Annotated in this window: 14 protein-coding genes; 4 read left to right on the top strand and 10 right to left on the bottom strand. The window is 66.7% G+C overall.

Features of this window, described 5'->3' with window-relative positions:
* Window positions 1-2: 2 nt before the first annotated feature.
* From BM197_RS10670 to BM197_RS10630, 9 genes are all read right to left on the bottom strand, one after another.
* Entirely contained in the window at window positions 3-1,187 is a 1,185-nt protein-coding gene (locus BM197_RS10670) for an NAD(P)/FAD-dependent oxidoreductase (protein WP_090711328.1), read from the bottom strand.
* A 28-nt stretch (window positions 1,188-1,215) separates the two neighbouring features.
* Window positions 1,216-1,668 carry an aconitase X swivel domain-containing protein gene (locus BM197_RS10665; RefSeq protein WP_090711326.1) on the bottom strand — a complete coding sequence of 151 codons (453 nt, stop codon included), beginning with the start codon at window positions 1,666-1,668 and terminating at the stop codon, window positions 1,216-1,218.
* Entirely contained in the window at window positions 1,652-2,917 is a 1,266-nt protein-coding gene (locus BM197_RS10660; protein ID WP_245762496.1) for an aconitase X, read from the bottom strand. The genes BM197_RS10665 and BM197_RS10660 overlap by 17 nt, the downstream gene beginning before the upstream one ends.
* A gap of 2 nt (window positions 2,918-2,919) precedes the next feature.
* Window positions 2,920-3,633 carry an ABC transporter ATP-binding protein gene (locus BM197_RS10655; RefSeq protein ID WP_218151858.1) on the bottom strand — a complete coding sequence of 238 codons (714 nt, stop codon included), beginning with the start codon at window positions 3,631-3,633 and terminating at the stop codon, window positions 2,920-2,922.
* Window positions 3,620-4,411: an ABC transporter ATP-binding protein gene (locus tag BM197_RS10650; protein ID WP_090711322.1), complete on the bottom strand. Its 792-nt coding sequence runs from the start codon at window positions 4,409-4,411 to the stop codon at window positions 3,620-3,622. The genes BM197_RS10655 and BM197_RS10650 overlap by 14 nt, the downstream gene beginning before the upstream one ends.
* Entirely contained in the window at window positions 4,408-5,448 is a 1,041-nt protein-coding gene (locus BM197_RS10645) for a branched-chain amino acid ABC transporter permease (protein ID WP_090711320.1), read from the bottom strand. Before BM197_RS10645 ends, BM197_RS10650 begins: the two co-directional genes overlap by 4 nt.
* A complete protein-coding gene (locus BM197_RS10640) occupies window positions 5,448-6,341 on the bottom strand; it encodes a branched-chain amino acid ABC transporter permease (RefSeq protein WP_090711318.1) in 894 nt (297 codons plus the stop codon). The genes BM197_RS10645 and BM197_RS10640 overlap by 1 nt, the downstream gene beginning before the upstream one ends.
* Before the next feature lie 70 nt (window positions 6,342-6,411).
* Window positions 6,412-7,581, bottom strand: coding sequence for a branched-chain amino acid ABC transporter substrate-binding protein (locus BM197_RS10635; protein WP_218151857.1), 1,170 nt, complete (start codon window positions 7,579-7,581; stop codon window positions 6,412-6,414).
* 125 nt (window positions 7,582-7,706) lie between these two features.
* Window positions 7,707-8,378: a GntR family transcriptional regulator gene (locus BM197_RS10630; protein ID WP_090711314.1), complete on the bottom strand. Its 672-nt coding sequence runs from the start codon at window positions 8,376-8,378 to the stop codon at window positions 7,707-7,709.
* Between the two features lie 80 nt (window positions 8,379-8,458).
* On the opposite strand from BM197_RS10630, the gene BM197_RS10625 reads away from it, so the two are divergent.
* The 4 genes from BM197_RS10625 to BM197_RS10610 all read left to right on the top strand — a co-directional run bounded on the left by BM197_RS10625 (window position 8,459) and on the right by BM197_RS10610 (window position 12,099).
* Window positions 8,459-9,484, top strand: a complete 1,026-nt coding sequence (locus BM197_RS10625) for a proline racemase family protein (protein WP_090711312.1) — start codon at window positions 8,459-8,461, stop codon at window positions 9,482-9,484.
* The gene (locus tag BM197_RS10620; protein WP_090711310.1) at window positions 9,481-10,422 is read left to right on the top strand and encodes an ornithine cyclodeaminase family protein; all 942 of its coding nucleotides are present in this window, start codon (window positions 9,481-9,483) and stop codon (window positions 10,420-10,422) included. The genes BM197_RS10625 and BM197_RS10620 overlap by 4 nt, the downstream gene beginning before the upstream one ends.
* Window positions 10,423-10,506: 84 nt before the next feature.
* Window positions 10,507-11,046, top strand: coding sequence for a DapH/DapD/GlmU-related protein (locus tag BM197_RS10615; RefSeq protein WP_090711308.1), 540 nt, complete (start codon window positions 10,507-10,509; stop codon window positions 11,044-11,046).
* 258 nt (window positions 11,047-11,304) lie between these two features.
* Window positions 11,305-12,099: a tryptophan-rich sensory protein gene (locus tag BM197_RS10610; protein ID WP_090711305.1), complete on the top strand. Its 795-nt coding sequence runs from the start codon at window positions 11,305-11,307 to the stop codon at window positions 12,097-12,099.
* A gap of 167 nt (window positions 12,100-12,266) precedes the next feature.
* On the opposite strand, the gene BM197_RS10605 is transcribed toward BM197_RS10610, so the two are convergent.
* Window positions 12,267-12,689: a DUF1761 domain-containing protein gene (locus BM197_RS10605; RefSeq protein ID WP_090711302.1), complete on the bottom strand. Its 423-nt coding sequence runs from the start codon at window positions 12,687-12,689 to the stop codon at window positions 12,267-12,269.
* Window positions 12,690-12,697 lie beyond the last annotated feature (8 nt).

Here is a 12,697-nt window from a genome sequence, read left to right as displayed (position 1 = left end):
GGTCAGGCCACCAGTTCAAGGTGCGGGGCGAGTGTTGCCCGGGCGGGAGAGTACGGGCTTGGGTCGACCTCAGGGGTGCGGCCGAGAAAGAGGTCGCGGAGGAGTTCGGCCGTGGCGAGGCTCAGCCCGATCCCGGCCCCCTCATGGCCTGACGCGTGCCAGAGTCCAGGCATCCGAGGGTCTTCACCGATCGCCGGGAGGTGATCGGGCATGAACGGTCGGAATCCGCCGTAGCTGCGCATCACCGCCGCCGTGGCGAGGAACGGGAAGAGGCGCAGCGCTTTGGCGGCCACCTCGGTGAGCACGTCGACGCGCAGGCTGGAGTCGAATTCCACCTGCTGCCGGGAGGAGCCGATGAGAACCGTTCCTCCAGCGGTCGACTCGACGACGCTCGAGGTCTGCAGGGCACGGTCGTCGGAGCCGACGGCCCCGACATAGTCCGCGTCGTAGACCTTGTGGAAGATGCGGTGGCGCATCCGGCTGGTGACAAGCAGCTCGCCGCGGCGCGGGCGGACCGGAAGCGACAGGCCGATCCGGCGGGCGACGTCGCCCGACCAGGGACCGGCGGCAATCAGGACGCGGGACGCGCGCTGGGGCCCGCGGTTCGTCGACACGCCGATCAGTGCTCCCGCATCGTCGAACAGCCCTCCGGTGACCTCGGTGTTCTCCAGCAGCCGTGCTCCGTTCCTGCGAGCGGATGCCATAAGCGCTTCGGTCGCGATCGTCGGCTGAACCTGCGCGTCGTCGGGGTAGAACACCCCGGCGGCGACGGCGGGGTTGAGGTCTGGTTCAAGCTCGAGCATTTCGGCGGCGTCGACGACGCGGGCGTCAACCCTGGCACCGCGCTGATCAGCGGCGAAGGCCAGGAGCGACTCGGCGCCGTCGGCGGTCGTCGCGACGACGAGCCCGCCCTTCCGCTCGAATTCGATCGATGGGAACGTGTCGCCAAGCTCGGCGCGCAGGTCGGCGGCCGTGGACGACCACAACCGGGAGGCGAACTGCGCGAGCACGAGTTCGTGTCCCGGGCCTTTGTCTGAGACGAGAAGGTTGCCTTCACACGCCGACGACGTGCCGCCGGCAGTGGTACCGCGCTCGAGGACGAGGACCGAGAATCCGGCGAGAGCGAATGCTCGTGCGCACGCGGCGCCGACGATGCCGGCCCCCACGATAATCACGTCGTTGCTCACGATGCTCTCCCTTGTAATGTATTACATACTACACAGCGGCGGATGTTCCGCAAGCGCCCCAGAGGATGACCGCGGATTCCTCCGTCGCGCTCACCCGCACCCGGCCCGCACGCGGAACGCCGTTAGCATCCGTGAGGACGATGGGCATCTGCACGCCGTATACCTCTGCGGCCGCCAGCGCACCGAGCGCGACGATGGCGTCGCGGCTGGCGAGGAGCATCGCGGCCGGCCCGACGCCGGAGCGGATTTGCTCGGCGAGCACACTCGACGACGAACTCGAACCGCGTGATGCACTCATCACGACCACCCGGCCGGCGAGCGAGGCACCGCATTGCGGGTGGTGCACATCGGTGATCACCCCGGTGGCGAGGTCGGTACCGCCCCAGAACGACAGCGGTTCGTCGAGCCAGAGCAGCTCGCCCTCCGCGTCGCCCGGGGTCAACGGGATGCCGTCCGCGCGGCCGTCACCAGGCGCTTCCATCGCGGATCACCCGCCCGGCGCGAGCGGAGGCAACACACTCGGCGAGTGTGCCGAGCACTGTGTTGATGCCCATGTTGGCAGGCGCGTACCAGGCCCACTTGCCGGACGTGGTCATGGTCGTCCGGACCGAGTCCGCGAGGATCGGCACGAGGTAGGTGCACGTGTCGACAACGATCTGTGCGCCCGCCCGCTCGCACGGCTCGAGGAATCCGCGCTCCCGCGCTTCGGCGAGGACGGACCGAGATGTCGAGATCCAGACCGGCAACGCGAAGTTCCCCGGCTCACAGAGCAGGTCGGCGAGTTTCTCGAATTCGGTGAGCGAGAAATGCGGCGTGCCGAGCGAGATCGCGTCGAGCGGGGCATCCGTCGCGGCAGTGCTAAGCTCGTCGCGCGCGGCCGTGAGCATCTCGCGGGTGAGAGGGATCGAACGGATGCCGTCCGGCGGCCACGCGGAACCGGCCGCTTTCGCTTCTGGGGTCGACCCGGCGACGTGGAAGAGCGCGACTCCCCCGCTGGACGCGGCTGTCGCCCCGAGCGCCTTGAGCCGGTCCTCGTCGACAGAAGCCGGGTCGATGCCGGTGAGGATGCTGACCTCCTCGCCGGCGATCCGGCCAAGGACGAACCCGAGTGCGGCCCAGGCCGCTTCACTCTCGAGGACATGCGCGGGCAGGTCGGAACAGTCCACGGCGAGTGTGGGGACGCGCTCCGCCGGGAGGTGGAGTCCGGCCAGCGGGACCCGGCCAGTGACCGCAGCACAGGCATCGAGGAAATCGCCGTAGCGGGCGGTCCGCGCCCCCAGGACCGAGTTGGCGAAGACGATCGCGTTCGACTCGGCCCAGGCGATGTCGGTGCCCGCCTCTGGGCGGGAATCGACCTGGTAAGGGGCACAGGTCCAGGTGGGCCGGGCACCGAGGGCCACGTAGGCATCCATCAGCCGGCGAGCGGCCGCCGCCTCTTCCGGGTCGAGGCGCACGAGACCTGGATGCATCAGGTCGAGGGAGCTGACGTTGAGCGTCGTCGGCACCGACACCCGGGCGCCGAGCCGCGCCAGGGTTTCGGCGAAGTCGAGGCCTGCCTGCCCGTGGTACAGGCAGCTGTCGATGTGGGCCGACTCGACGTCGATGAGCTCCGTCGCCTCGGCAACCCGTGCGAGCGCGACGACGATGCGCATGGCCATCGCCACACCGGGGCCTCGCTCGCCCGAGAGCTTCGCTTCATCCTCGGCGGTGAGGACGAGAGGGGAAACCACTGTCATCCATTCCCGAGGTAGGCGTCGACGATCCGGGAGTCCGTGAGCAGGTCGGCCGCGCGGCCCTCGATGGTCGTGGCGCCGTTGTCGATCACGTAGGCGCGGTCGGTGACCTTGAGCGCAGCCCGCGCGTTCTGCTCGACGAGCAGCACGGCGGTGCCCTGGTCGCGGATCTCGCTGATCACCCGCATCACCTGCGCAACGATCAGCGGCGCGAGACCCATCGACGGCTCGTCGAGCATGAGCATCTTTGGTCCGGCGACGAGGCCACGCCCGATCGCGAGCATCTGCTGCTCGCCACCGGAGAGTGTTCCGCCCTGCTGGGTCCGGCGCTGCGCGAGCAGCGGAAGCAACTCGTAGACCCGCTCGATGCGCTTCGCGACGGTGGCGCGATCCTTGACGAGGTAACCGCCCAGCTGCAGGTTCTCCAGCACGCTGAGCGTGCTGAAGATGCGGCGACCCTCCGGCACGTGGATGAGTCCAGCGTCGACAACATTCCAGGGATGAGCCTTGCTGATGTCCTTGCCGGCAAAGCGAACGCTTCCGGAGTGCAGCCTCACGAGGGCGGATGCCGTCGACAGGGTGGTCGTCTTGCCTGCACCGTTGTTGCCGAGCAGGGCGACGATCTCGCCTTCTTCAACGTTGAGGCTGATCCCACGGAGCGCTTGCACCTTGCCGTAGAACACTTCGACGTCCTGGAACTCAAGCATCGCCATGGGGCACCTCCTCGTCTTCGTCGCGGCCGAGGTACGCCTCGATCACGGCAGGGTTCGCCTTGACCTGGGCCGGCGTGCCTTCGGCGATCTCCTTGCCGAAGTTCATCACGACGACCCGCTCCGAGACCTCCATGACCAGGCCCATGTCGTGCTCGATCAGCACGATGGCGGTGCCGAGCTCACGGATCCGGTTGCATAGTTCAAGCAGTCGTTGCTTCTCGGAGTAGTTGAGCCCAGCGGCAGGCTCGTCGAGCAGGAGAAGGTCGGACTTGCGTGCAAGCGCGCGGGCGATCTCCACCTGCTTCTGCTGCCCGTAGGCGAGGTTCCGGATCGGAACGCCGCGGGGCCCCGTGTAGCCGACGAAGTCGAGCCAGCGGTGGGCTTCCTCGGTGTACCACGCCTCACTCCGCTTGAATCGGGGAGTGTGGAAGATCGCATCCGCCCAGCTCTGCCCGCCGTAGAGGTGCATGCCGGCGCGTACGTTGTCGAGCACGGTGAGGTCGGGGAACAGGCGCAGGTTCTGGAACGTGCGCGACACCCCGGCGGCGGCGATGTCGGCCGGCCGTTTGCCCGTGATGGCGTTGCCGTTCAGCAGGACCGATCCGGCGGTCGGTTTGTAGAAACCGGTGATGCAGTTGAACGCGCTGGTCTTGCCGGCGCCGTTCGGGCCGATCACCGCGACGATCTGCTTCGCGTGAACGTCGAACGAGAGACCGTCGACGGCTTTGACCCCGCCGAAGGCGATCTGGAGGTCTTTCACCTCGAGGACGGCGCTCATTTCGTGCCTCCTGCCACGGCCGGTTCCTTGTCGCCTGTCGGCACGCGCTCCGGTTCGTAACCGCGTGCAGGCCAGAAGCCCTGCGGACGGAACACCATCACGATCACGAGCAGGATGCCGAAGGCCAGGTAGCGGTACTCGGCCAGGTCGCGCAGCAGCTCGGGGAGCAGGCTGATGACGAGAGCGCCGAGCACGACACCGCGGGTGTTTCCCATTCCGCCGAGCACAACGGCCATGAGGACGAGGGCTGACTGCAGGAAGATGAAGCTCTGCGGTGCAACCGCGGAGAAGTGCCCGGCGAACAGCACACCGCCGATGCCGCCCCAGATGGCCCCGAAGATGTACGCAAGGAGCTTCACCTTGTAGGTGTGAATGCCCATGGCCTCCGCGGCATCCTCGTCTTCACGGACGAATCGCCATGCCCGGCCGAGCCGGGACTTGCCGAGCCGGGCCGCGGCGAGCACCATGCCCGCGACGACGAAGACGGTGACGAAGTAGAACACCGCCGGCTGCTGGAAGTCGAAATCACCGATCTTCAGGATGCCAGGGATGCCGAAGATGCCGGAAGGCCCACCGGTGATCGCCAGGTTGTTTGCTGTGATGCGGGTGATCTCACCGAACCCAAGCGTGACGATGGCGAGGTAGTCGCTGCGAAGCCGGAGCGTCGGCGCCCCGATGATCAGGCCGGCGAGGATCGTCATCACGAGAACGACCGGGACGGTGAACAGCAGCGGCAGTTCGAACGCTTTCGAGACGATTCCAGCCGTGTACGCTCCCACCGCCATGAACGCGATGTAGCCAAGGTCGAGAAGCCCGCAGTACCCGACGACGATATTGAGGCCGGAGGCGAGCAGCACGAAGATCGCCGCCGTGGTCAAAACGTTCAGCACATATGGCGTGGCGTTGATGAACGGAATGGCAACAGCGAGGGCGAGGGCGATCCAGCCGAGCTGCTTGCTTTCGAACAGGCGGGACAGCCAGTTCGACGGCGGCCGGACTCTCTTCGGCGCGAGGGTGGTGTCTACGTTCTCAGTCATCAGACACGCTCCGTCACTCGTTCGCCCAGGATGCCCGTCGGCCGCAGCGTGAGGAACAGGATGAGCACGGCGAAGGCGAACACGTCACGCCACTGCCCGCCGAACCACTGGGCGCCGAACGCCTCGACGAAGCCGAGGACGAGGCCACCGAGCATGGCGCCCTTGATGTTTCCGATGCCGCCGATGACAGCGGCGGTGAAAGCCTTGAGGCCGATGATGAACCCCATCAAAAAGTCGATCTTGCCGTAGTACGCGCCAGCCATCACTCCCGCGGCGCCGGCAAGTGCCGAGCCGATGAAGAAGGTGCGGGCGATAACGGAGTTGACGTTGATGCCCATCAGCAGCGACGCATTCCGGTCGAGGGCGATGGACCGCATGGCCCGGCCGGTCGACGTGTTGTGGATATAGCTGTTGAGGCCGATCATGAGCAGACCGGCGATGATCATCAGCACGATCTGCGGCAGCGACACCCGGGCGCCGATGAGGTTGAACACTTCACCCTCGAGGCGGATCGGGAATGCCTTGGGGTTCGGTCCGGCGAGAGCGGCGACGCCGTACTCGAGCGAGAACGAGACGCCCACCGCGGTGATCAGCACCGCGAGCCTGGGCGCACCGCGCAGCGGCCGGTAGGCGAACCGTTCGATCAGCACACCGGCCGTACCGGTGAGCAGCATGCTCAGCAGCAGCACGACGAGCAGGGCGCCGATCGAGAGCGACGCTGGGATGCCGCCGAGCGACGACAGCACGGCGAATGCGATGAAAGCGCCGAGCATGTACAGGTCGCCGTGGGCGAAGTTGAGGAGTTTGATGATGCCGTAGACCATGCTGTAGCCCAGCGCGATCAAGGCGTAGAAGGAACCGACGAAGAGCCCGTCCCAGATGAGTTGCATCATGGGGAATCCGTTTCACAGAAGATTGAGCGGATGCCGCGTCACGCGAGCGCGACGCGGCATCCGTCGTCAATCAGGACAGGTCGTCTTCGAGAACGAAGGTGCCATCCTGGATCTTGAGGATGACGAACCCGCCACTGGAGAGGGTGTGCTCCGGCGTGAACTTGAGCGGGCCAGAGAACATCGTGAAGCCGTCGATTGCCTCGAGCGCGTCGATGATCTTGTCTCCGTCGGTAGAACCGGCCTGCTCGATCGCCTCGGCTGCGAGCCGGACGGCGTCGTAGGACTGGGTCGAGTACGGGCCGGGAGCCGATCCGAACTCCTCTTCGTAGTTCGCGATCCAGTCTTCAGCTCCCTCGATCGTGTCGGGGGTCTGGGTCATCGTTGCGTAGACGCCTTCGGCACCGGCACCGGCGATCTCCGAGAGAGAGGGGTCGACGCTGCCGTCGGCGACCATGATCTGTCCGGCAAATCCAGCCTTCTTGAGCTGGTTGATGATCAGCCCGCCCTCCTGGTAGTAGCCGGTCCAGTAGACGAGCTCAGGGTTGGCGTTCATGATGTCGCGGACGACGGCCGAGTAGTCACTCTCACCGGCCGTGACCGAGGTGCTGAGGGCGACCGTTGCGGAGCCGTCTTCTTCGATCTGCTTGGCGGTCTCGACGTTGATGTCCTTGGAGTAACTCGTGTTGTCATCGACCAAAGCGACCGTGGTGAAACCCTGCTTCTTGATGAAGTCGAGCGCCGCGGTGGACTGCTGCTTGCCGGTTCCGTTGATCATGAACACGTTCTTGAGCTTCTGGTTGACCAGGTCCTGCGAGTTCGCCGCGGGGATGATCATCGGGATCCCGGCCTTCTCGAAGATCGGCAGCTGCGGCAGGGTGGCTCCTGAGCAGTAGCCGCCGACAGAGACGACGGCCCCGGCCGAGACGGCCTTGTTCGCGCTCGCGACGCCCTGCTGGGGGTCACACGCTTCGTCACCGACGACAAGCTCCAGTTCCCGGCCGTCGAGGATCCCGCCGTCTTCGTTGATCTCGTTGATGGCGAGCTGAGCGCCGTTCTCCATGTACTTACCGGTGGGCGCACTGCTTCCCGAGATGGGGATGACCATGGCCAGTTTGATCGGGCCAGCGCTTTCGCCTTCCGATTCGCCGCCGCCGAGCAGCCCGCCGCTGCATCCGGACGTGGTCAGTAGAACCGCTGCTGCGATTGTGATCAAGACGGTGCTGTGTCTTTTGATTCTCATTGCCTGCATCTCCTTCGATGTGACAGCCGGGTGGCCGTTGGGAATGTCAGCCCAACGCTGCTTGGTGTGGCGCCAGTACAATATGACATGCCACCCCGCATGCGTCAAGGAGAACGCGCAACCACCTAATCGGAGCTTTTCGGCGTACCCCACCAGGCGACGACGTGCGAAAGGTGCCGCACGGTGAGTTCCTCGAGTTCAGCGCCGTTGCCGGACTCGAGGAGGTCGAGCATCTCGTGGTGTTCGCGCGCGGACTGGGCGAGTTCCGGGCTCTCCCGCATCGCAGCAAGATTGACCATGCGCGTCTGGGAGCGCAGTTCGCTCACCATCGCGACGAGTCGGCTGTTGCCGTGTAGACCGATCAGTCCGAGGTGGAAATTCCGGTCGCTCTCGATGAACGAGGTGAGCTCGCCCCGTTCGGCGTGACCTGCGATTGTGGTGGCTTGCTCCCGCCAGAACGCCAGGTCGTCGGCGGACAGCTCACCGACGAGTGAACGCATCGCGGGCGCTTCGAGCAGCTGCCGCACCTCGATGATGTCGCGGAGCTCTTCAAGGCTCACCGTCGTGACACGGAACCCCTTATTGCGTACCGGCTCGACAAATCCCCGTTGGGCGAGGTCGAGCATCGCCTCCCGCACAGGGGTCGCCGACACTTCGAATTGCGCCGCGAGGGTGGGCACCGAGACGAGGGATCCGGGCGAGAGCTCACCCGAGATGATCGCCGCAGACAGGGACTCCCCGATCCGGCCGCGCAGACTCTCCGATTGCTCGATCTTGCCTATCGCTCGGGTGGTCATGTCTCTCCATTTCATCGGTAGCCAGCCCATGCCTTTTCCACATGGTCGCTTTTCGTCAGACCGCTCAGTACTCTCATGATATGTGCCATACCACCGAGTCTCTCCGGTCGATCGACTACCACACCGCCGGAGAACCGTTCCGGATCGTCGTCGACGGCTTCCCTGACATTATGGGTGCGACCGTCGCCGAACGACGGGTCTTCGCGCAGAATTCCCCCGACCTGGAAACGATTCGCCGCCTTCTGTGCCGTGAGCCGCGGGGCCACGCCGACATGTACGGCGGCTTTGTCGTTCCGCCGGACGACGATGGTGCCGACTTCGGGGTTCTGTTCTGGCACAATGACGGCTACTCGACGGCCTGCGGGCACGGCACGATCGCGCTCGGCGCGTGGGCCGTCAGCAGCGGTCTGGTCGCGGCTGAACCGGATGCAGTCACCCCGGTGACGATCGACGTACCCTCCGGCCGGGTGGTGGCCCACGTCCGGACCGTCGGCGGAAGCATCGACTCGGTCGTTTTCGAGAACGTCGCGTCCTACCGGGTCGCCGAATCGGTGGAGGTCGCCACGTCTCGAGGCCCGGTCGCCGCCGGGCTGACGTTCGGCGGGGCGCTGTACGCGAGCGTCGACGTCCGCCAGCTCGGCCTCAGCGTCACCCTCGAGCACTACGCGACCCTTCTCGAACTCGGCCGTGAGATCAAATGGACGCTCAACGACTCACCGCTCGCGCAGCATCCGCTCGACGACCGCCTGAGCGGCGTGTACGGCACCATCCTCTTCGAGGACTTCGGCGACGGCCCCGACGGGCCACACCAGCGCAACATGACGGTGTTCGCCGACGGCAGGGTCGACCGCTCCCCGTGCGGGTCGGGAACTGCGGCGCGGGTCGCCGAACTCTCCGCTGACGGCCGGCTCCGTCCCGGCCAGGTGCTCACCCACGACTCGATCGTCGATTCGCGGTTTCTCGGCCGGGTCCGATCCGCGGCCACGGATGTACCCGGCGGCGTGGGAGTGATTGCCGAGGTCGAGGGGATGGCGTACCGAACGGGCGAGCACAGCTTCAGCCTCGACCCGGCCGACCCGATCGGCGAAGGGTTCGTGCTCCGATGACCGCGCTGCCCTGGATCTCCGCCGAGGAGGTCTTCGCCGCCGTCGACTACGTCTCCGCTGTTGAGGCTCTTCGTCGTCACCTCGCGACCGGTCCTGACCCGGCGACCGACCCGGCCCGCAGCATCCTCGACCTCACGAACGGGCAGCTGCTGCTCATGCCGTCGGAGTCTGCGGATGCTGTGGGCGTGAAGGTCGCCACCGTCGCGCCGGGCAACGCGGCGCTGGGGCTGGAGCGGATCCAAGGCATCTATCTTCTGATGGACGCCCAAACCCTGACGCCGGCCGCGCTGCTCGACGGCACCGCGCTGACCACACTGCGGACCCCGGCCGTCTCGGCGGCCGCGGCGAGTTACCTCGCACCCGAGACGGTCGACCACCTCGTCGTCTTCGGCTCGGGGCCCCAAGCCCAGGGACACGTCGAGGCGATGTACGCGATTCGTCCGTTCGGCCGGGTGAGTATCGTGGCGCGACATGCCGGGAGGGCCCAGGACCTCGTCGATCGGCTCACCGATGCGGGTTTCACCGCGACCCTGGGCACCCCCGAGGCGGTGCGGGACGCGCAGCTGATCGTGTGCGCGACCACGGCTCGCACTCCGCTCTTCGACGGGTCGACTGTTCCCACCGATTCCTGCACGATCGCCGTCGGCTCCCACGAGCCGGGCGCCCGCGAACTCGATTCCGCCCTGATGACCCGCGCGCAGGTGGTGGTCGAGGATGTCGCCGTCGCGCTGCGTGAGGCCGGTGACGTCCTGATACCCCGGGCAGAAGGGGTGCTTTCCGCCGAATCCCTCGTGCCGCTCCGCGACCTGGCGACCGGGGAGGCATCCGTCGACCACAGCCGACCCCGGGTGTTCAAAAGTTCAGGGATGTCGTGGGAGGACCTCGTCATCGCCGAGCAGGTACTTCGAGCTCGAAGCAACGAACTGAGAGGCCGCTGAGAGCAGGAATCGACCACTGACCTGCGGGGTTGATGCTGATAGCGCACACAATCCGTCTCACTGTGGTGTGCGCCGAAAGGCATCATGAGCAAAGTATTTGAGGAGATCGAGTCTCGCGCTGGCGAGATCGCGAAGTACCGTCGCCACCGCAACGGGCGAGGATTCGTCGCGCAAACTGCCACCGTCGACCCGACGACCTATATCGAACCCACCGCGTACATCGAACCCGGCGCCAACCTCGCCGGCCACTGCTGGATCGGCGCCGGAAGCTGGATCGACCGCGGCGCAAACCTCGCGGCCGGAGTTTTCGTCGGCGCCAACGTTCATGTCGGCGCCGACACGACTGTCGGAGTCGGAGCCGAGATCGGCAGCCACACCCGGATCGGCGCGAAAGCCACAATCGGCGCAGGCGCGCGCATCGCCCGCGACAGCACCATCCCGAACGGAGCCGTCGTGGCCGGGCCGCGCACGCTCGTTAGTGACGAAGAACCCAGTGGCGGGCCCCGGAGTAGCGGGCCCCGGAGCGGCAAACCCCAGAGTGGCGGGGCCCGGAGTAGCAAACCCCAGAGCGGCAAACCCCAGAGTGGCGGGCCAAGGAAGAGCGACATGGGTCGCGCGGCGTAGCTCCCCGAACCCGGCGGCGCCCCCTGTCCGCTCCCCTTTGCGCATAACTCCGCCAATCCCACTGTGCCCCACCTGCCGGCCCGCGCCGGCAGGTGGGGCACTTCCCGTGCGGCTTCGGATTGACGGAGTTATGCGCGCCCGCGCCGGCAGGCGCCGCGCTTCCCGTGCGGCTTCGGATTGGCGGAGCTATATGCGCCGACGTGGCGGGTTGCTAGGGTCGACGCACGCTTGGCACACCGGGCGGGATAGGGGACGACCGTGAACCGGAACGACCGACTGCGCCAGATCGTCGTTCTGGTCGGCGCCATCCTCGCCATCGTTGGAGCGTTCATCGGCTCAGGGGCAGCGGGCGGCACACCGATCGCCGAAGCCTCGGGCGGTGCTCTCTCGGCGGATGCCACGCCGGTCGCGCCCGCCGGCCCGGCCTTCGCCATCTGGTCGGTCATCTACGCCGGCCTCGTCGGCTACACGATCTGGCAGTTGCTGCCAGCCCAAGCGCATGCCACGCGACACCGCCGGCTGGGCTACCCCATCGCGCTGTCGCTGATCCTCAATGCGGCGTGGATCCTCAGTGTGCAGTTCGACCTGCTCTGGGCGAGTGTTCCGATCATTGTGCTGCTTCTGCTCGTACTCATCTGGGCGTTCCGCCTGACACTCGCGTCGCGGCCGCGCAACCTCATCGACGGGATCCTGACCGACGGCACCATCGGCCTCTACCTCGGCTGGGTGACGATCGCGACCGTGGCGAACGTGGCGGCGGTACTCACCGCGGCCGGGTTCACCGGGTTCGGGATCTCGGCCGATCTGTGGGGCGTTGTGCTGATCGGCGCTGCCGGAGTGATCGGAGTGGGCCTCGCCCTGTTCGACCGCGGCCGTCTCGCCCCCGCCGCGTCACTGTGCTGGGGCATCGCCTGGGTTGCCGTCGGGCGCCTCTTCGGCGACCTGATCTCGGTACCGACCGCGATCACGGCCATCGTCGCGGTCGCTGCGATCCTCCTGGCGACCATCGCGGCCCGGGTCCGGGCGCCGAAGCCGTTGCCGACCCCGGCCTGAGCCGACCGTGCTCCGCCAGGGTCTCGGCGGGCTGGTGAGCATAACTCAGCCAGAGCGCACGACCGCGGAGGGCGTTCTCGCGCCGATCAGCGGCTCGCACACCGTCGCATCCCGAAGCTGGCGGAGTTATGCACACCGCGGCGGTGGCGTCCGCCGACCGGAGCCGGTCAGGCGGGCGGCCAGACCCCGATGATGATGGCCATGATCACGATGGTCACGAACTCGTGGGCGACGTTGAGCACCGTCAGCCCGGTGGGTCGGCGGTCGAAGGCGTCGTGGGTGATGAAGCGGGCCGCCGTGAAACCGGCCCAGAGGATGATGCCGGTGAGCAGGGCATTCACGAAAAAGCTGCCGCCGTAGAAGTCCCAGGCGATGAAAGATGCGCCCGCCAGCACCCAGGCGGTGACGAAACTCACGATCACCGTGAGGATGATCGGCCGGATGGCGTCCCTCGAGTTGCCGGACGGGGTGACGTCGGCGGCCTTCATCCAGTAGTTGCCGAACACTTTCGGCGTGTACCAGATCGAGCCGACGACCATGCTCGAGAGGGTGGCGAGGAGTACCGCCCAGTAGTTGATGTCGGGGACCATGCTGTGTC

The sequence above is a fragment of the Mycetocola miduiensis genome (assembly GCF_900115155.1).
Lineage (GTDB): Bacteria > Actinomycetota > Actinomycetes > Actinomycetales > Microbacteriaceae > Mycetocola_A > Mycetocola_A miduiensis.
This window is presented reverse-complemented; position numbering and strand designations above follow the sequence as displayed.